This is a genomic window from Streptomyces sp. CS113, assembly GCF_002188365.1.
Taxonomy (GTDB): domain Bacteria; phylum Actinomycetota; class Actinomycetes; order Streptomycetales; family Streptomycetaceae; genus Streptomyces; species Streptomyces tendae.
Window position 1 is genome coordinate 8675477 of sequence record NZ_KZ195574.1, and the last position, 19882, is coordinate 8695358.

At 70.5% G+C, this 19882-nt stretch carries 12 protein-coding genes and 1 pseudogene; 5 read left to right on the forward strand and 8 right to left on the reverse strand.

Translation table 11 applies throughout. The annotated features are described in order from the left end of the window. Nucleotides 1-13 precede the first annotated feature (13 nt). Both B9W62_RS39210 and B9W62_RS39215 read right to left on the reverse strand, forming a co-directional pair. Nucleotides 14-709, reverse strand: a complete 696-nt coding sequence (locus tag B9W62_RS39210) for an alpha/beta fold hydrolase (protein ID WP_143665499.1) — start codon at nt 707-709, stop codon at nt 14-16. A 5-nt stretch (nt 710-714) separates the two neighbouring features. Beyond that, complete coding sequence (locus B9W62_RS39215) at nt 715-1854, reverse strand: cupin domain-containing protein (RefSeq protein ID WP_087811646.1); 1140 nt, start codon at nt 1852-1854, stop codon at nt 715-717. 219 nt (nt 1855-2073) lie between these two features. On the opposite strand from B9W62_RS39215, the gene B9W62_RS39220 reads away from it, so the two are divergent. After that, a complete protein-coding gene (locus tag B9W62_RS39220; RefSeq protein ID WP_087811647.1) occupies nt 2074-3072 on the forward strand; it encodes a LacI family DNA-binding transcriptional regulator in 999 nt (332 codons plus the stop codon). Nucleotides 3073-3076: 4 nt separating this feature from the next. Here the strand turns inward: B9W62_RS39220 and B9W62_RS39225 are convergent, their stop codons facing one another. The 3 genes from B9W62_RS39225 to B9W62_RS39235 all read right to left on the reverse strand — a co-directional run bounded on the left by B9W62_RS39225 (nt 3077) and on the right by B9W62_RS39235 (nt 6994). After that, nucleotides 3077-4483, reverse strand: a complete 1407-nt coding sequence (locus B9W62_RS39225) for an amino acid permease (RefSeq protein WP_218782005.1) — start codon at nt 4481-4483, stop codon at nt 3077-3079. Nucleotides 4484-4618: 135 nt separating this feature from the next. Then, on the reverse strand, nt 4619-5980 hold the full coding sequence (hisD, locus tag B9W62_RS39230) for a histidinol dehydrogenase (RefSeq protein WP_087811649.1): 1362 nt from the start codon (nt 5978-5980) through the stop codon (nt 4619-4621). A 102-nt stretch (nt 5981-6082) separates the two neighbouring features. Beyond that, on the reverse strand, nt 6083-6994 hold the full coding sequence (locus B9W62_RS39235) for a LysR family transcriptional regulator (protein WP_087811650.1): 912 nt from the start codon (nt 6992-6994) through the stop codon (nt 6083-6085). A 119-nt stretch (nt 6995-7113) separates the two neighbouring features. Here B9W62_RS39235 and B9W62_RS39240 point away from each other — a divergent pair, with 119 nt between their 5' ends. From B9W62_RS39240 to B9W62_RS39250, 3 genes are all read left to right on the forward strand, one after another. Continuing rightward, nucleotides 7114-8025 (forward strand): carbon-nitrogen hydrolase family protein, encoded by a 912-nt coding sequence (locus B9W62_RS39240; protein ID WP_087811651.1) that lies wholly within the window; start codon nt 7114-7116, stop codon nt 8023-8025. A 127-nt stretch (nt 8026-8152) separates the two neighbouring features. Then, nucleotides 8153-12793: a family 78 glycoside hydrolase catalytic domain gene (locus B9W62_RS39245; protein ID WP_256976741.1), complete on the forward strand. Its 4641-nt coding sequence runs from the start codon at nt 8153-8155 to the stop codon at nt 12791-12793. 915 nt (nt 12794-13708) lie between these two features. Further along, nucleotides 13709-17308, forward strand: a complete 3600-nt coding sequence (locus B9W62_RS39250; protein ID WP_256976742.1) for a discoidin domain-containing protein — start codon at nt 13709-13711, stop codon at nt 17306-17308. 86 nt (nt 17309-17394) lie between these two features. Here the strand turns inward: B9W62_RS39250 and B9W62_RS39255 are convergent, their stop codons facing one another. Further along, nucleotides 17395-18033 (reverse strand): TetR/AcrR family transcriptional regulator, encoded by a 639-nt coding sequence (locus B9W62_RS39255; protein ID WP_087811653.1) that lies wholly within the window; start codon nt 18031-18033, stop codon nt 17395-17397. 148 nt (nt 18034-18181) lie between these two features. Between B9W62_RS39255 and B9W62_RS39260 the strand changes: the two genes are divergently transcribed. After that, on the forward strand, nt 18182-18940 hold the full coding sequence (locus B9W62_RS39260; protein ID WP_087811654.1) for an SDR family NAD(P)-dependent oxidoreductase: 759 nt from the start codon (nt 18182-18184) through the stop codon (nt 18938-18940). Here the strand turns inward: B9W62_RS39260 and B9W62_RS39885 are convergent. Then, nucleotides 18937-19641 carry a transposase family protein gene (locus B9W62_RS39885; RefSeq protein WP_306426479.1) on the reverse strand — a complete coding sequence of 235 codons (705 nt, stop codon included), beginning with the start codon at nt 19639-19641 and terminating at the stop codon, nt 18937-18939. The genes B9W62_RS39260 and B9W62_RS39885 overlap by 4 nt on opposite strands. Before the next feature lie 25 nt (nt 19642-19666). Continuing rightward, nucleotides 19667-19867, reverse strand: a pseudogene (locus tag B9W62_RS41160) (transposase family protein); the annotation flags it as partial. Nucleotides 19868-19882 lie beyond the last annotated feature (15 nt).

Genomic DNA, 19882 nt, shown 5'->3' on the forward strand with positions numbered 1-19882 from the left:
GGGGGTTGCGACCTCAGGCGGCGGCGACCGCGGCGACCAGTTCCCGCAGTGCCGCGCCCACGGCGTCCGGTCGCTGCCACGGCACCAGGTGCCCGGCGTCGGGAAGTTCGCGCAGACGGGCGTGGGGCAGGGCTTCGGCGATGGTGCGGTGGAAGGCGGGCGGGCAGAGCGTGTCCCGACTGCCTGAGAGGACGACGGAGGGACAGCGCGCCGAGTGCAGCGTCGCGACCGCGTCCTCGCGGGTGGGCTGGGCGGCGAGCTGGGCGCGGGCGGCATCGGCGCCCACGGCCTGCGCCATGCGGCGGTAGCGCTCGGCGTCCTCGCTGGACCAGCGCCGGTCGGGGAACATGTCCGGCAGGGTGCGCTCGACCACCTCCGCGAACCGGCCGGCCGCGACAAGGTCATCCAACTCGCGCCACAGAACGCGCTGTTCCGGACGCGGGGCGGCGGCGTTCGTCGCCATCACGCACATTCCGGCGATCCGCTCGGGTGCCCGCCGCAGCGCCTCGAACCCGACGACGGCACCCAGGCTGAGCCCGACGAGCACGAACGGCCCGTCCACCGCGGACAGCACATCGTCCGCGAGCGCGCCGACGTCCGGGCGCCGCAGTGCGACGTGCTGGACGGCGTGGCCCTCGGGGAAGGCGACGTCCGACCACAGGCTCGCGTCGCAGAGCATGCCGGGGACCACGACCAGGGGCAGCGGCACGCCGGTCACCAGCGGCGCGCGGAGCGGGGGAGCAGCGCGTACGGGGCGACATAGCCGTTGTGGTCCAGGCCCAGGCCCGCGTCGGCGGCGGCCTTGAGGACCTCCTCGTCCCACTCCAGACGGACTCGTCCGTCCCCGGAGTTGACCACCAGGAGGTCGCCCTCCTCCTCGCCGACGTTGCGCAGCGTGCGCCACGCGCCCTGCGGCACCGACAGCATGTCGCGCGGGCCCAGGCGCACCGGGACCGGGTCGGTGCGATTGAGGGTGACCTCCCACAGGCCGTCCTTGACGATCAGCGTCTGGGTCTCCTGCTGGCGGTGGAGCGAGACTCCCTGGCCGGGCTCGGCGCGCAGCCAGGCGACGTTGTGACCGTGCGGGTTGAACACGCGCGGCTCCTGGTGCAGGTCCTCGGTCATGCCGTAGCCGATGACGCAGCTCAGGCGCGCACCGCCGCCGGGCAGGCCGCTGTCCAGGAAGGGGTGGTCCGACCACACGAGCTCGTCGGCCGCGGCGACCCGGCGCTTCATCTCCTCGGCGCTGTAGTGGCGCAGCCGGTCGATGTGCTCCTGCCCCATCGGCGTGACCCGCTCGGACTCCGGCGGGAGGGCGTCCCCTGCGACGGTGTCGACGAGCTGGTTGTCGGCGCTGAGGTAGAGGCCGTGCTGTGCCGCCTCGCGCAGGACCGAGGGGCCCCAGATGATGCCGCCGGTGCGGTCCATGCCGAGCACGGTGAACAGCCAGCCGTCGTCCGGCCCCGTGTTGGTGAAGCCCCGGAAGATCCAGGTGGGCACGGAGACGATGTCGCCGGCCTTCAGGGGGAGTTCCCCCTCGTCGCCCTCGGCGCCCCAGCGCAGCAGGTACTCGCCGGCGGTGCAGATGAACACCTCGGCGGTGTAGTGCAGGTGCAGGTTGTTGGTGATGCCGTGCGGCATGGCGGCGGCACCGATGTTGTAGCCGTGCGGCAGCCGCAGGTTGACGTGCTGGCCGGAGGACTGCGAGACGCCCGGCCCGATCATGGCGTAGTTCTCCTTCCGGTCCGAGCCGGGTGTGCGGCAGTCGATGAAGGCCTGGTTGCAGGAGACGAAGTCGCTGCGGCGCACCGTGCGGCGCTCCAGCTCGGGGGCGGACACGACGACATCGGGCATGGGGACTCCCTGGGGAAGAAGCAACAATGGAATACGTATGCATTGCCATGACAGGTGTCCGGAGTGCGTCCTGTCAAGAGGGTCGTAGCGAATTTCCGAGCAACGGACGGACGAGTCGCGATCAAGGAAGCCGTGGGAGACATACGTATACGGAAATGCGTACGTATACTGTCCGGGCCGCTGGTTCCGGGTGGTGCGAGGTGCGACGAGGAGAGAGACATGGCGATCACGAGTCACGACGTGGCGAGGCTCGCGGGTGTCTCGCAGCCCACGGTGTCCCGGGCCCTGCGGGACGATCCCCGTGTCTCACCGGCCACCCGCGAGAAGGTCAAGCGGGCCGCCCAGGCGCTCAACTACGTGCCCAGCGAAGCGGGCCGCACGCTCTCCACCCGGGCCACCCGCCGGGTCGGCGTCATCGTGACCGACATGACCAACCCGTTCTACCCGCACGTCGTCGCGCCGCTCCACGACGAACTGCAACGGCTCGGCTACCGGATGATGCTGCTCACCGAGCGCTCCGACGAGGCGGTCGCCGAGGAGAAGCTGCTGGACCAGTCGCTCGACGGCGTCGTCCTCGCGACCGCCACCACCGACTCGCGCCTGCCCGCACTGCTGGAGCGGCGCGGCATGCCCTACGTGTTCCTCAACCGGGACACCGGCCGGCCCGGCGACTTCGCCTCCGTCGTCGACAACGAGGGCGGCGGCCGCCTCGTCGCGCGGGAGCTGGTCCGGCTCGGCCACCGCCGCATCGCGGGGATCTTCGGCGCGGCCAACACCACGACCGGCCGCGACCGAGAGCTGGGCTTCCGGCTGGCCCTGGCCGACGGCGGCATCGGGTTGCCGGACGACCGCGTGGTGCGTGGCGCGTTCGAGTACGAGACCGGGTACGCGGCGCTGCCCGCCCTCCTCGAGGCGGCCGAACCGCCCACCGCCGTCTTCTGCGGCAACGACGTGGTCGCCATCGGCGTGCTCAACGCCGCGCTCGCGGCGGGCGTCAAGGTGCCCGACGACCTCACCGTCATCGGCTTCGACGACCTGCCCATGGCGTCCTGGGAGGTGTTCCGCCTGACCACCGTCCGGCACGATCTGGGCGAGCTCGCGTGTCAGGCGGCCCGGTTGCTGGCTCGGCGGATCGCCGGAGAGGTCGATGCGGAAGGCGAACGCCTCGTCCTGCCCACCGAGTTCGTCCCGAGAGCCACTCACGCCAAGGCCCGCTGAACCGTTACGACCCGGAGGCCGCGCGTACGGGGCCGGCGACGGTCGCGGGTGCCGCGGCACGTCGTTGCCGTACCACACCCACCGCGGCCAGCACCCCGGCGAGCCCGAGCGAGAGCCACAACTCCAGCCGGTGGCCCGGCAGTACGGCCATCAGGACCAGCGCCCCGGCGATGAAGGCGATGGTGGCCAGCGTCAGATACGGAAACCCCCACATCCGCACCTCGGTCGGCCTCCCGCCCTTGCGGCGCACGGCGTACTGCGTCAGCGCGATGACCATGTACATCATCAGTGCGATCGCCCCGCTGGAGGCGATGAGGTACGAGAACACCTCCGGCAGGAGATAGTTGGCGATCACCGCGGCGATCCCCACGACCGTCGACGCGAGTACCGCGTTGCGAGGCACTCCCTGCGGTGAGGTCCGCGCGAAGGCGGCCGGGGCGTCACCGCGCCCGGCCAGCGAGAACAGCATCCGTGATGCCGTGTAGACGGCGGAGTTGAGGCAGCTGCACACGGCGACCACCAGCACCACGTCCATGATCCGGGCGGCGCCCGGGATGTTCATCCGGTCGAGGACCGCCTGATACGACCCCGCCCCCAGATCGTCGGCGTTCCAGGGCACGAGGCAGACCACGACGAGGATCGAGCCGATGTAGAAGAGGCCCAGACGCCACACCACCGCGCGGATCGCCTTCTTGATGTTCTCGCGCGGCTCCTCGGACTCCGCGGCCGCGATGGTGACGATCTCGCTGCCCTGGAAGCTGAACATCGCGGTGAGCAGACCGGCCAGGATCGCCGTGACACCTTGCGGGGCGAAGCCGCCGTGGCTCCACAGATTCGACACGCCATGGGCGTCGGACCCGGGCAGTACCCCGAACACCGCGAGTGCCCCGAGGATCAGGAACGCCACGATGGCGACGACCTTGATCAGGGAGAACCAGTACTCGAACTCGCCGTAGTTGCGGACGGCCAGCAGGTTGCTGCCCGTCAGCAGGAGGATCACCGCGAGGGCCGGTATCCAGTGCGGGATCGAGGTCAGGCCCGCGACGACCTCCCCGGCCGCGATGGCCTCGATGGGGATGACGAGGATGTAGAACCACCAGTACAGGTACCCGATGGAGAATCCGGCCCAGCGGCCGAGCGCCCGGTCCGCGTACGTGGAGAAGGAGCCCGTGTCGGGGTTGGCGACGGCCATTTCGCCGAGCATCTGCATGACGAGCACCACCAGGACGGCGGCCAGCAGGAACGAGACGATCACGGCCGGGCCCGCGGCGGCCACGGCGGCGGACGAGCCGACGAAGAGACCGGCGCCGATCACCCCGCCGATGGAGATCATTGTGATCTGGCGGCCCTTCAGGCCCTGGGTGAGCGTCGCGCCCGCGGCGGGGGACGGCTCAGGAGGAGGGTGTTTCATGTGAGGATCCTTGGCGAGCGGACGAGGTGGGAGCCACGCCGCGCCGGAACGGAACGGCGGGGCCCCGGAAGCGGGGCGGGCCGGGGACGGACGCCGATGACGTCGCTGCCCCCGGCCCAGCGGTGCGGGGAGCGGTCAGAGCTGCTCACGCAGCGCGGTCGGCACGTCGTCGAACGCGCCCGAGGTACGGCCGATCCTGTCGATGCGCAAGGTCGCGGTCGCGCCATGGGCTGCCAGGCCCTCGAAGGCGGAGATCCGCTCGACGGCCGGGGCGAGCGCCGCCGTGCCCTCCTTCGCGGCCCGCTGGTAGGTGAGCGGCTTGAGGAACCGGGAGACCGACAGACCGGCGTTGTACCGCGCGGTCTTGCCCGTCGGCAGCACGTGGTTGGTGCCGGCGATGCCCTTGTCCGAGTACGCGACGGTGGACCACGGCCCGATGAACAGCGAGCCGTAGTTGGAGAGGCTCTCCAGGTAGAAGTCGTCGTCCTCGGTGTGCACCTCGAGGTGTTCGGGGGCGATGACGTCCGCGACGGCGACAGCGGCGTCCCGGTCCTCGACCACGATGACGGAGCCGAAGTCGCGCCAGGCCGGACCGGCGATGTCGCGGGTGGCGAGGGAAGCGAGCTGACGCTCCACCTCCGCGACGACGGCCCGCCCGGTCCGCTCGGACGTGGTGATCAGCGCGGCGGGGGAGTTGGGGCCGTGCTCGGCCTGACCCAGCAGGTCGGCCGCCACCCACACCGGGTCGGCGCTGTCGTCGGCGATGACCGCGACCTCGGAAGGGCCGGCCAGCAGGTCGATGCCGACCCGGCCGAACAACTGCCGCTTGGCCTCCGTGACGAACGCGTTGCCCGCGCCGACCAGCATGTCCACCGGAGCCTCGCCCAGCAGACCGAAGGCCATGGCGCCGAGCGCCTGCACGCCGCCGAGGGCGAACACCCGGTCGGCGCGGGACAGGTATGCGCCGTACAGCACCGCGGGGTGGGCGCCGTGCTCGCCCGACGGCGGCGTGCACGCCACCACCGTGGGCACACCGGCCGTCTTGGCGACGTTGACCGTCATGAACGCGCTGGCGAGCAGCGGGAACCGGCCGGCCGGAAGGTAGGCCCCGACGCGGGAGACCGGCACGTACCGCTGGCCGCCCTTCACGCCGGGGGCGAGCTCGATCTCGAAGTCCGTCAGGTGCTCACGCTGGGCGGCGGCGAACCGGTGGGTGCGCTCGTAGCCCATCTCCAGGGCGGTGCGGACGTCCGGGGGCAGGGCGTCCCCCGACTTCTTCAACTCGTTGCCGGAGACCTCCAGCCCGCCGGACCAGCCGTCCAGCTCCTGGGCGTAGGCGCGGACCGCGTCCATGCCCTTGTGCTCGATTTCCGTGAGCATCTCGGAGACGCGCTCGACCACCTTCGGGTCGCGCTGGGCGGGCGGGCCGTCGACGGACGGCTTCTTGAGCCACTGGAGGGGAGGGAGGGCCTGGGCTTCGTCGTGCGTGATCTGCATGGTGAGGACGCTAGACGGGCTTCTGCCACAGGACCAGAGGGGTGATTCCTGTCCCATCCACAGGGTTTTCCTGTTCTCTGAGTCCCGCCTTGGGATGCCCCTTCACAGGCCGCGTGCGACGCGGATCTCGCGCAGGGTGTCCTCGGCGATGCGAGCCAGTTCACGGGTGGCGCGGGACAGCGGATGGCCCCGGCGCCGCACCAGCGCGATGGTGTCGTAGAGGGGGTCGGCGAAGGGAGCCGTGTGCAGTCCGGCGGGGAACGCCGGACTGTCGACCACGGCACGGCTGGCGATCGTGTCCCCGACCCCCGTGGTCACCAGCTTCAGGGCGGCTTCCACGTGTTCGAGCTCGATCAGCGGGTCGACGCGGACGCCCGCGAACTGGGCGCGTTCGGCGAGCTGCCGCCGCGTCGGGTCCTGCCACCCGTAGTGCGCGTCGTACAAAACGAGGGGCGCCCGGGCGAAGTCCTCGATGGTCACCGGCGTACGGGTGCGCTGCACGCTCGCGCTGACGTAGTGCACCTCGTCGCGCAGCAGGGGCGTCACCTGGAGATCCTCGTCGTCGACGGGGAGCACGACCAGGCCCGCCTCGATGCGTCCCGCCGCCACGGCGGCCGCGGTCTCCGCCGAGTTCTGCCCCACGAGCCGCACCCGCACCGACGGGTAGCGGGCGTGGAACAACTGGACCAGGTTGGACAGCAAGTAGTAGTCGGCGTTGCGCAGGACACCGAAAGTGGCGGTGCCGCCGCCGAGCGAACCGAGGGAGTGCACGGCCCGCGTGCCGCTGTCGGCGGCCTCCACGGACTGCTGGGCGTAGGGCAGCAGCTCCTGTCCCGCCGAGGTCAGCGCGAGGGTGCGGCTGCCGCGCACGAACAGCTCGGCGTCCAGTTCCGCCTCCAGGCGGCGCACCAGTTCGGAGGCGGACGCCTGGGCGATGTCCATGGCCTTCGCCGCCGCGGTGAACGACCCGAGCCGCTCCGCTTCGACGAAGGCCCTCAGCTGGTTGAGGGTCATGCGGCCACAGGCTAGTCCTGTGCCTGCCCCAGGACACAGGGGGGTTGTCCGATGAGGGACGGGCTGATTGGCTCGTCCGGGCCCCGCACGCCGCCCCGCCCGGAAGGTTCCTCCCGCCGATGACCAGCCCTGTGTCGATCTGCCTCGTCCAGTCAGCCGCGCACCAGCACCTCGCGGACGACGGTCTGGACGCGTTCGCGGCGGACGTCCGCCGCGTGACCCGCGCCCACCCGGGCGCCCGGTTGCTGGCCTACCCCGAGTTGCACCTGTGCGGTCACCGGCCGGACGAGGAACCGGCGACGGTGATGACGGCGGCTGCCGAGCCGCTGGACGGCCCCCGCGGCGCCCGCCTGGCGGATCTCGCGCGCGAGACGGGTGTGTGGCTCGTGCCCGGCAGCGTCTACGAGCGCGGTGCCGACGGCCTGATCTACAACACGGCGCCCGTGTACTCGCCCGAGGGTGAGCGCGTCGCCGCGTACCGGAAGATCTTCCCGTGGCGCCCGTACGAGGCCACGGCGTCCGGCACGGAGTTCGTCGTCTTCGACATGGACGGGTACGGGCGCGTGGGCCTGTCCATCTGCTACGACGCCTGGTTCCCCGAGGTCACCCGACACCTCGCCTGGCAGGGCGCCGACCTGGTCCTCAACCTCGTACGCACACCGACCGTCGACCGTACCCAGGAACTCGTCCTCGCCCGGGCCAACGCGATCGTGAACCAGGTCGCCGTGGCCAGCGTCAACGCGGCGCAGCCCGACGGGATCGGGCGCAGCCTCGTCGTCGACCCCGAGGGCCGGGTGCGCGCCGAGGCCGAGTCCGCCACGGACCAGATCGTCACGGACGTCCTCGACCTGGGCGAGGCCAGCCGGGTGCGCACCCTGGGCACGGCTGGCCTGACACGGGTGTGGGACCCGTTCACAGCCGGTCAGGCACCCCTCGAACTGCCCTTGTACCAAGGCCGGATCGACGCCGAACGCTGGCGACGGGCGCTCCCGGCCGATCAGCGTCCGCAGGTCGGTCCTCCTCAACGGTAAGTCGAAACGTTGAAGCGTTTCAATGAAGTGAGAATCAGGAAAGCCGGGGACTGCGCGCCCGTTGTCATGAGCCAGAGCGAGCCTCATAGTGACGTTGAACCGATTCACTCTCTTCTGAGGAGCGCCTGTGCGTCAGCTGACCGCTGCCCTGGTTGCTGCATTGGTCGTCGTCGCGGGGACACCCGCGGCCGCGACGGCAGCGAGTCCGCCCGCCTCCTCCGCCGTCCCCGCCCTGAGCGTCGGCGACCTGACCGCCAATGCCCTGGACGACCCCCTCGGCACAGCGCTGACGGCTCCGACTCTCGGCTGGCAGCTGGACTCCCCGCGCCGCGGTGTCACCCAGCGTGCCTACGAGATCCACGTCGCCTCTTCGGCCGACCGGCTCCGCGACCCCGACGTCTGGGACAGTGGCAAGGTCTCCACCCGTCAGTCGGTCGGCGTCCGTTACGACGGCCCCGCGCTGAAGCCGCGCACGGACTACATCTGGTCCGTCCGGGTGTGGGACAGCCAGGGCAACACCTCCCCCTGGAGCGAGCCCGCCCGGTTCGGCACCGGTCTGGGTGACCGGCCGTGGACCGCCGAGTGGATCGGCGCGGGCACCCGGGAGCTGGGCACCAAGTGGACCGACTACACGATCGAGTTCACCGCCTCGGACATCAGCGGCGCGCTCGGCGTCTACGTCCGCGGTCAGGACACCGAGAACGCCTACATGTGGCAGATCAGCGACGCCCAGGACGCGCTGCGCCCGCACGTGAAACGCGACGGTGGCTACTCGACCCTCCAGGAGACGCCGTTCCCGGCCGGGTTCGACTTCGCCGCCGAGCACGACTACGCGATAGCCGTCGACGGCGACACGATCACCACCGTCGTCGACGGTGAGCAGCTGGACCGGCGCACCGTCGCGACGTTCGGCGGGCCCGGCACCATGGGCTTCCGCACCAGCGGCGCGGAGCGCGGCCTGGTCCACGACGTCACGGTCACCAGCGAGGACGGCACGGTCCTCGTCGACACCGACTTCCCGGCCGACGGCCGCACGTTCGCGGCCGGCACCGTGACCGCCGACGGCCTGCGCGTCGACAGCACGGGCGGCGAAGCGTGGTTGCGCCGTGAGCAGGCGGTCCCGCTGCTGCGCAAGGAGTTCGACCTCGGTGACAAGGAGGTGGCCCGGGCGCGCGTCTACGCCTCGGCACGTGGCGTCTACGAGCTGCGGCTCAACGGCGAGCGGGTGGGCGACGCCGAACTCGCACCCGGCTGGACGGCGTACGACAAACGCATCGACTACCAGACCTACGACGTCACCGAGCAGGTGCACGACGGCGCCAATGTGCTCGGCGCCGAGGTCGCACCGGGCTGGTACTCCGGCAAGGTCGCGATGTTCGGCACCGGTGTCTACGGCCAGGACAACTCGGTCATTGCCGAGATGCTGGTCGAGTTCACCGACGGCACCAGCACCGTCCTGCGCACCGACGACACATGGAGCACCGCCGACGGCCCGACCCGCGAGGCAGATCTGCTCGACGGCGAGTCCTACGACGCGCGGGTGACCGAGAAGCTCGAAGGCTGGGACGAGCCCGGATTCGACGACGCGGGCTGGGGCGCGGCGCACGTCCGCGACGAGCCGACGACCGTACTCGAGCCCCAGACCGCGGTCGACGTGCGTGTCACCGAGCAGCTGAGGACCGCGAAGCGGATCCACTCGCCGACCGAGGGCGTGTACCTCTACGACCTCGGACAGAACATGGTCGGCCACGTGCGGCTGACCCTGAAGGGCGAGCCGGGCCGGACGGTGAAGGTCCGGCACGGTGAGGTGCTCAACCCCGACGGCACGCTCTACACCGCGAACCTGCGCAGCGCCAAGGCGACCGACCACTACACGTTCGCCACGGACGAGCCGGAGACGTTCGAGCCGTCGTTCACCTTCCACGGGTTCCGGTACGTCGAGATCTCCGGCGTCGAGGAGGCCCCGGCGGCCGAGGACCTGGTCGGTGTCGTCGTCGGTACCGACGGCGACCTCACCAGCACCCTCGACACCAACTCCGACCTGGTGGACCAGCTCCACCGCAACATCGTCTGGGGCATGCGCGGCAACTTCCTCTCGATCCCGACCGACACCCCGGCGCGCGACGAGCGGATGGGCTGGACCGGCGACATCAACGTCTTCGCCCGTACCGCCGTCTACAACATGGACGCGCAGTCCTTCCTGACCAAGTGGCTGCAAGACCTGCGCGACACCCAGCGACCCGACGGCTCGCTGCCCGGCGTCGCCCCGGTGGTGCCCGGTCGCTTCGACGGCGGCTACGAGTCGGCCGGTTGGATGGACGCCGGCGTGCACGTGCCGTGGACGCTGTGGCAGGCGTACGGCGACACCGAGGTCATCCGCGAGAACTACGACATGACGAAGCGGTACGTCGACTTCCTCGACGCCGACTCCACCGGCCACATCCGCTCCGCCGGCGGCTACCTCGACTGGCTCAACCTCGACGACCAGACCCCGGCCGACGTGCTGGACACCGCGTTCGTCGCCAAGAGCACGCGGGAGTTCGCACAGATGGCGGCGGCCATCGGCCGGGACGACGACGCGGCGGCGTACCAGCGGCGCCACGAGGCGATCCGGTCGGCGTACCAGGCGGCGTTCATCGGCGCCGACGGCACCGTGAAGGGCGACAGCCAGACGTCGTACATCCTGACGCTGACCAACGACCTCGTGCCCGCAGACCGGCGCGCCGCGGTCGTGGACCGGTTCGTCGAGACCCTCAAGCGGCGTGACTACCACCTGTCGACCGGCTTCCTCGGTGTCGACGGGCTGCTGCCGGCACTCACCCGGGCCGGTCGCTCCGACATCGCCTACCGCCTGTTGCAGCACGAGGACTACCCGTCGTGGGGCTACGAGATCGGGAAGGGCGCGACCACGGTCTGGGAGCGGTGGAACTCCATCAACCCCGACGGGTCCTTCAACGACGTGGGGATGAATTCGTTCAACCACTACGCGTACGGCGCGGTCGGTGAGTGGATGTACCGGACGATGGCAGGCGTCTCGGCGGCCGAGCCGGGCTACCGGAAGGTGCTGATCGACCCCGAGCCCGGTGAGGGCATCGACCACGTCGACTTCAGCCACGAGACGCCGTACGGCACGGTGCGCAGCGCGTGGGACACGAAGGCCGGGCCGATGACGCTCGACGTGACCGTGCCGGCGAACACCACCGCCGAGGTGCGCATCCCGGCGGCGAACCGCTGGGCGGTCACCGAGGGCGGCAAGCCGATCGGCGAGGTCGACGGCGTGCGGTACGTCGAGGAGGCCGACGGGGACGTGGTGCTGGAGGTCGGCTCGGGGGACTACGCCTTCGCGGTCGATCCGGTACTCGGGGACCTGGGATCCGCCTTGGCACAGGCGGCCGCGTTCGCCGGTGATGTCGACGACCTGGACGTACACGGTCTCGGCGCGATCGCGAAGCGGCACCTTCAGTCAGAAACCGGGCTGATGCGGAAAGAGCTCGGGGGCGCGTGGCGGCTGCGGGGCCTGGGCGCGAAGGAGCAGCTGATCGCCGCCACGGTGCACCGCGCGCTCGCCGGTGCCGAGGACCTCGACCGGTGGACGCGGACGTACGCGGCGCGGGGCACGATCGACGAGGCGGCGGCAGAAGCGCTGCGCGACGCACTGGCCGGCATCGAGCGGAGCCTCTCACGGGCCTCCTCCAGCCTGGTCGGGGCCGTGGCCACGCTGGACGTGCCGGCCGACGAGATCCTTCCCGGCGACGTCGTGCGCGTGAAAGTGGCGCTGAAGAACACCGGCAAGCGCCCGCTGGCAGGCGTCGATTCCTCGCTGCGGGCACCCGCCGGCTGGACGGTGAAGTCCGCGGGCACCCACAAGTCCACCGCGGGTGCGGGCAGCACGCTCGAACACGCCTACGACGTCACCGTTTCGAAGGACGCGGCGGCCTCCATGGCCGACCTCACCGGCTCGGTGTCCTACCGGTACGGCCCAGGGGCCGCGACGCTGCCGCTGTCAGCGGCGCTGATGGTCGCCCCGGGCGTCGCCATCGACAGCGTCTCCACCTCGCCCGGCCCGGTCGGCGCCGGGGAGAGGGTCACCGTCAGCACCGTCCTGGCCAATCGCACCGACGTGGTGCAGTCCGGCCAGGTCACGCTCGGTCTTCCGGACGGGTGGTCCACTCCGGACCCGGTCGCCTACCGCCTGGATCCCGGAGAGCGAACGACCGTCCAGGTCGCCGTGGCGGTGCCGCTCACCGTGGTCGGACGGGCGGCCGAGGTCACCGTGGCGACCGGCCCGACCGTGGCGGAGCGGGCGACCGGCACGATCGCGGTCGAGCTGCGCACCCCGCCCACGGAGTCCACCGATCGCGTCGACCTCGGCGACGGCGCGTCGGAGACCGCCCACGGGCTGACGGCGTCGGAGCACTCGGGGACGAACGTCGAGGCCGGGCTGACACGCCGCTACACCCACTCCTCCCACCCGGGCGGCTGGTTCGAGTTCGACGCCGCCGTACCGGCCGACGGTCGCTTCGTGGTCCGTATCGTCGAGACCTTCGACGGCGCCCGGCACAAGACCTACGACGTCACGATCGACGGTGCGGTCGCGCACAGCGTCGACCTGACGCGAAGCGAGGGGGGCCAGGGCACCCTCACCCACCAGTTCGTGGTGGCACCCTCCGCGAGCACGTCGGACGGCACCGTGCGACTCCGCTTTCAGGACACCGGCGCCGACTACGACCCTTCGATCGCCGACGTCTGGGTACTGCCGGCCGACTGAAGCCGCTGATGGCCGCGGTCGTGCAGCGCACCTGACGCCACTGCCGACTACCCGGCCGACGAGCGCGGCCAGGACGCACCCGCCTGTGCGCCCTGGCCGCCATCAGGCGCGCCGGGATCCGCCGCCGCGATCCCGGCGTCCGGGAGCGTCAGCGAAGTGCGCACCGGCGAGTCCAATGCGGTCGACGCACCCATCGGTTGACGGCGCGCATTCCGCTGCCGCATACCCCTTGACTCCTCTTGAAGCCACAAGAACACTGAGAATCCCACTTTCCCGACAACGTTGTCAGGCGTGTCGTCCAGACGTGTCCGAAGGGAGTTCTCCGTGTCAGCGCACTTTTGGCGGCCACGCCCGGCGACGTTCGCGCCTCAGACGGCCGACCGGACTCGTCGTGCCGTCCGTGGCCGTCGGCGGTGCCGTGGACGCGGCGGCGCTGCCGTCGGCCGTGTCCGCGAAACCGGTGACTAGTCGGCGCACCTCGTTCGAGTCGGGCGACGTGGCCGTCGACGGGACCCCGGTGCCGTATCGGGCGTGGTACAGCCGGGTTCCGTCGGGCCCGGCCCGCGCACGGTCGTGGACGACGGGCCCGACCGGGCTTACGCGGCCACGGTGAACGCGGGTTTCACCGGCGCGAACGCACCACACTACTCGGGCCGTCATGAGACCGAGGGCGCGGAGCACGCGAGCGTTGTCGTCTCCGACGCCGACCAGATCTTGCTGACCCAGGCAGAACAACGCCCAGAACTTCCCGGAACTTCAAGCCTTCGCAGTCGGCGGTCCGGAGTCCGCACGCCGAACGGCGCCCCCTACTCACCTGGAGCACTCATGCACGACGACCAAGCGGCATTCACAACCCCGGGAGGAGCTCCGTCAAGGCGCCGCTTCCTCACCGCTTCGGGCACGGTCCTGGCGAGCGTGTCCCTGGCAGGCGCGCTGCCGGGCCGCACCTTCGCCGCGTCCGCCGCCGACGCCGAAACCGCCGCGTCCGCCGACCTCGCGCTCTACCGACCCGTGCGGGTCTCCTCAACCGCCTACGCGCCAACACCCGCGCACTTCGTCACCGACCGTCTGGACCGGTCCGGAGTCACCGGCAGCGGCTGGCGCGCGGCGGACACCGAGGAGCCCCAGTGGGTGGCCGTCGACCTGGAGGGCACCTGCCGTGTCACCGCGGTCGTCCTGGTCTTCGAGGCCACCGAGGGCGATACCGTCTTCAAGCCGTCCTCGGGCGTCAATCCGCACGCCGGAACCACCGGTTGGGAGGTCATGTCCAGCTACGCCAAGACCTTCCGTATCGAGGTGTCACAGGACGGCACCACCTGGAAGCAGGTGCACGAGGGTGCTACCGGGAAGGGCGGCGCCGTCGAAGTGCGCCTGGCCGAACCCGTCACCACCCGCTGGGTCCGCATGGTGGGCACCGGCCTGTCCAACGCCAACCCGCTCGGCCTCAACTCCTTCCAGGTGCACGGCACGGCGCAGGGCAGGCGCCGCACGGCTGAGGGCTGGACCGAGTGGTCGAGCGGGGCCCGCCCCGTGCCCGCTCTGAAGGTCGCGGACGACGGCACCGTGCCGATCGAGTCCGGCTGGAACCTGACCCTTGAGGAGTTCGCCGGATCCGGCGACGGGGCGCGCCTGTCTTCGGACGACGTGGACACCGACCACTGGCTGCGCGCTCGGGTCCCGGGAACCGTTCTTGCCTCCCTGGTCGCCGAGGGCCACCTGCCCGACCCGGTGAAGGGCATGGACAACCTCCAGATCCCCGAGGCACTGGGCAGGTCGGCCTGGTGGTACCGGCGCGTGTTCACCGTGCCGCGCGGATTCCGGGCCGCGGGCAAGGACCGGGTCCGGCTCGAGATGGACGGCATCCAGCACAAGGCCGAGATCTGGCTCGACGGCACGAAGCTGGGCGAACTGGAACACCCCACGGCCCGTGGGGTGTTCGACGTGACCGACTGGCTTCACGCAGGCGGCCGGCACGTCCTCGCCGTTCGGATCGCACCGATGCCGTTCCCCGGCAGCCCCGGCGACCGCGGCGCCGACGGATACTCCTACGCAGACGCCGGCTCCGACACGATGATGCGCAACGGCCCCACCTATCTGGCGGTGACCGGTTGGGACTGGATGCCGGCCGTCCGCGACCGTGTCATGGGCATCTGGAACCACGTCCGACTCCGCGCCACCGGCGATGCCGTCATCGGTGACCCCTTCGTGGAAACGACCCTGCCCGCCCTGCCGGACCGATCGCGCGCCGATGTCACCGTCACCGTGCCGGTGCGCAACACGTCGTCGGAGCCCAGGATCGTCACGGTCACGGCCCGGCTCGGCTCGGTCCGCGTCAGCCAGGAGATCGAGATCGACGCGGACAAGAGCGTCGACGTGCGCTTCACGCCGAAAACCTTCCCCGCGCTGAGGCTGAAGAACCCCGAACTGTGGTGGCCCAACGGATACGGCGCCCCCACCCTGCACGACCTGGCCGTCACCACCACCACAGGACGCCACGAGAGTGACGCGCGTACTCTCCGTGTCGGCCTGCGCCAGTTCGACTACGTGTCCGAGAACCCGGTCGAGTTCGAACCCGGCAGCAACCGTTTCGAGCAAGCCGTCGAGATCGGGGCACAGCACGCCCGCTGGGTGCGGATCAGGACAGGCCGCCGTGCCACCGGCTACGGCGCATCGCTGTGGCGCCTGTCCGTCACCGACAGCGCCCACTCGGACACCGACCTCGCGCTGCACGCCACCGCCACCGCCTCCTCCACCGACAACGCGACCAACACCGCCGCGGCGGCCGTGGACGGCGACGACAACACCCGATGGTCATCGGCGTACGCCGATGACCAGTGGATCAGCGTCGACCTCGGCGCGACGAAGGACTTCGACCGGGTCACCCTGGTGTGGGAGACGGCATACGCGCTCACCTTCACCGTGCAGGTCTCCGCCGACGGCCGAACCTGGACGGACGTGAAGGCCGTCGACATCCAGCCGCACCAACTCCAGATCAGCGTCAACGGCATACGCGTCATGTGCCGCGGCGGCAACTGGGGCTGGGACGAACTGCTGCGCCGCATGGGCGACGGCCGGATGGAGGCCGTCGTCGGGATGCACCGCGACATGAACTTCACGATGATCCGCAACTGGATCGGCAGCAGCAACCGGGAGGAGTTCTACGCCCGCTGCGACGAGAACGGGCTGCTGGTGTGGAACGACTTCTGGAACGCCTGGTTCCTCGACCCGCCGCATCACGCCCTCTACCTCGACCAGGCGCGCGACACCGTCCGCCGCTACCGCTCACACCCGTCCATCGTGGTCTGGTGCGGTGCCAACGAAGGGACCCCGTCGGGAGAGATCGACGCCGGTGTCCGCAAGGCCGTCGCCGAAGAACACCCGGGCGTGACGTACATCAGCAACTCGGCGGCCGGCATCGTCAGTGGCAGCGGACCGTACGCCTGGGTCGACCCGAAGCGGTACTACGACCCGGATCTGTACGCGCACGGCACCTTCGGCTTCCACACCGAGATCGGGATCCCTACGGTCTCGGTCGAGGAGAGCATGCGCAACATGGCCGGCGGCGAGAAGGAATGGCCCATCGGTCTGGTGTGGAACCATCACGACTGGCTGGAACGCGGCGGTCAGAACCCGCAGAGCTACAAGGCCGCCATCGACGAACGCCTCGGTGAATCCTCCTCGTTGGCGGAGTTCTGCGTGAAGGCCCAGTTCGTCAACTTCGAGTCGATGCGGGCCATCTTCGAGGCATGGAACGCCCACCTGTGGAACGACGCCAGCGGTCTGCTGCTGTGGATGTCCAACCCGGCCTGGCACAGCACCGTATGGCAGACCTACGACTACGACCTGGACGTCAACGGCACGTACTACGGAGCCCGTTCGGGCAGCGAACCGCACCATGTGCAGGCCGACCCGAGGGACTGGAGCGTCATCGCCGTCAACCACACGCGCGAGGCGGTGCGCGGCGCCGAGATCCGGGCCGAGGTGTTCGACCTCAGGGGACAGCGGCTCGGAGACACGCAGCGCAAGACGGTGGACGTACCCGCCGCGTCGACTGCGGCGGCCTTCACCGTACCCGCTCCGGACGGTGACCACCCGCTGCACCTGGTACGCCTGCGGCTGTACGACGCGGCCGGTGACCGCCTGTCGGAGAACATGTACTGGCGCTACGGGCAGGCGAGTGACCTCCAGGCACTCAACGACCTGGCCCGGACAGAACTGGACGTGTCCCGAGGTCGCGTCTCGCGACGGAACGGCCGTGTCAGCGTCACTGTGACAGTCCGCAACAAGGGACGCTCCGTCGCGCCGATGGTCCGGCTCGCTCTGCGCGACCGCCGCACCGGCAACCGCGTCCTGCCCGCCCTCTACTCGGACAACTACCTGTGGCTGCTGCCCGGTGACGAGCGCGAAGTGACCGTCTCCTGCCCACAGCGTGCGGTGCCGGGCGAGTTGGTGGTGACGGCACAGGGATACCGCACCGCGCGCGTCGAGTCGCTAGGGTCCCGGCCGCGAGTGTGACGACGGCCGACCGCCGCATCGAACCGCGGTCGGCCGTCGCGAGCGTGATGGCAACTGGTGGCCGGCACACGTGGAGACGCTCGGGTTCACGTGTGCCGGCGGGCGGTGCCGTACCGGGCGAGCATCGTCTCCACGGCCTCGTCGACGGCGTAGCCCGTCTCCCGCGCGGCAGGGTCCCAGTCGTTGAGCAGCATCCGGGGCCACAGGACGAAGTTGGCGATCATGCCGAGGAACTGGTTCGCGGCACTCTCCGCGTCGGGCACGCGGGCGGTGCCGGCCTCGTGCTCGGCCTGGAGGTAGAGCCGCACGGAGTCGAAGTAGGGCAGCTTGCCCAGCTGGAACTGCATCCTGCCCAGCTCGGGCAGGCGCGGCAGCTCGGCGATGACAATCCTGAACAGGGCCGTCATGCCGGGTCGGCTCATCAGCTCGGCGTACTGGCGGCCGATGACCGCCAGTCCCGCACGCAGGTCGCCTGCCGGGGGCCGGGCCGGTGCCTGGCCGGCCCCCTGCTGCCAGGACCCGATCACGATGGCCTCGAAGAGGGCCGCCTTGGTCGGGAACTGCTTGAACAGCGTCGATTTCGACACCCCGGCGGCCTCTGCGATCCGAGCCAGAGACGTCCCGCCGTATCCGCGCTCCAGGAACAGTGCGGTGGCGGACGAGGTGATCGCTTCCCGCTTCTGTTGAGCCAGCCTTCGGTGGTGGTCGGAGAGTCCTTCTGCCATGGGGACAGTATGCCCCTACGGCGAGGCGAGTCACTTGACTCGCCTCTAGGGTGACCCTACGGTGAAAGAGGCGAGTCGGTCGACTCGCAGTCCGCCTCGCGGCACTGAGCCCGGCGGTCGGTTCCCTTTTCGCCCGAGGAGCAGTTGCATGGACAGCAGGAAGATCGCACTGGTGACCGGTGCCAACCGGGGGCTGGGCCGCAGTACGGCGGTGGCGCTGGCGCAGCGTGGGGCCAGGGTGGTCGTCACCCACCGGGGCGACGAGACGGGCGCGCGGGAGACGGTCGAGGCGGTGCGGGCAGCCGGGTCCGCCGCCCTCGCACTGCGCCTGGACATCAGTGACGTCGCTTCGTTCCCCGCCTTCGCGGCTCAGCTCGGCGAGCATCTGCGGCTCTGGGACGCCGAGCGGCTCGACATCCTGGTCAACAACGCCGGGGTGGGAATCTTCAGTCCCCTGGAGCAGGTCAGCGTCTCGGACTTCGACGCGATGATGGAAACCAACGTGCGCGGCACGTTCTTCCTCATCCAGGCTCTGCTGCCGCTGCTCGCCGACCCCGCCGGCGTCATCAACGTCTCCAGCTCCCTGACCCGCCACACCAGCCCTGCCACCGCCGTGTACTCGGCGTCCAAGGCCGCCATCGAGGCACTCAGCCGCACCCTTGCCGCGGAACTGGGTCCGCGCGGCATCCGGGTCAATTCCATCGCCCCGGGGCCGACCGCCACCGACTTCAACGGCGGCGCCATGCGTGATGACACCGACATGCGGGCGGCGCTGGCGGCGCAGACCGCTCTGGGCCGCGTCGGCGAACCCGCCGAGATCGGCGACGCGATCGCCACCCTCGCCTCCGACAGCCTGCGCTGGGTCACGGCCCAGCGCCTCGAAGTCTCTGGAGGCGCCCTGCTCTAACGAGCTCGTGCACGGGTAGCGGTGAGGCGTCGAGGATGGCGGCCGGTCTCGGTGTTCAGCTCTGCCGTGTCGACGTCAGGTCCGAGGTCTGCTGATGGGACAGCAGACCGGCGACGGCCTGGATGGTGCCGCTCATGTGCTCGCGGCGGGCCGAGGTGGCGGGCCAGGGCCCGCCAATTCTTCAGCTGGGCGATGCCGTGCTCCACACGGATACGACGTGAGGAGTGTGCCTTGCGCTGCCGCTCGTGCATCTCCTCGTACCAGTCCGGGGCGTTCTTCTTGAACTTGCGGTGCGGTGGTGTCATCACCCGGCCTCCAGTCTGCGCACCCAGCCCCTGGTAGCCGGCATCGGCGAAAATCTCCACCGCGGGTTCGTCGGCCAAGAGCCTGACCAGCCCCAACTGGCGGGCGTGAGTGATGTCCGCGCGGCTTGCGGGCCGTGCTGGGCTGCACCACAGCACGCGGCCTTTCGCCGTCCGTGACGACCATGGACTTGACGACGTTCTGCTTGTTCTTGCCGGAGATGAACTCGTCCCGGTCCTTGCGTCCGACAGCCGGGCGGCGAACCCGGATCTCCGTGCCGTCGACGATGCCGGTCGTCCCGCTCGCGCCGAGGTGGTCGACGACGTCGGCCAAAGATCGCAGCCGCACGTCGGGGCTGACAGTGCAGCCTCGCTCGGCGAGCAGGGGCCGCACCTCACCGACGGCCCGGGTGATCGTGGAACGGTCCACTCCGAACCAGCAGGCCGGCACGTCGTGAGTGACCCCGTGCCGAAGATGGACGAGCGTGGCCAGCGGCCGGTCGACGAACACCAGCCGGTGCTTGACGCCGGCGCCGACGGCCCGCTTCCGCGGTCGCGCGGCAAGCCGCGCCTGGTGACGCTCTTGGCGCAACGGACCGATCGCCTGGACGAGTTCAGCAATCACTCCGCAGTCAGGCCC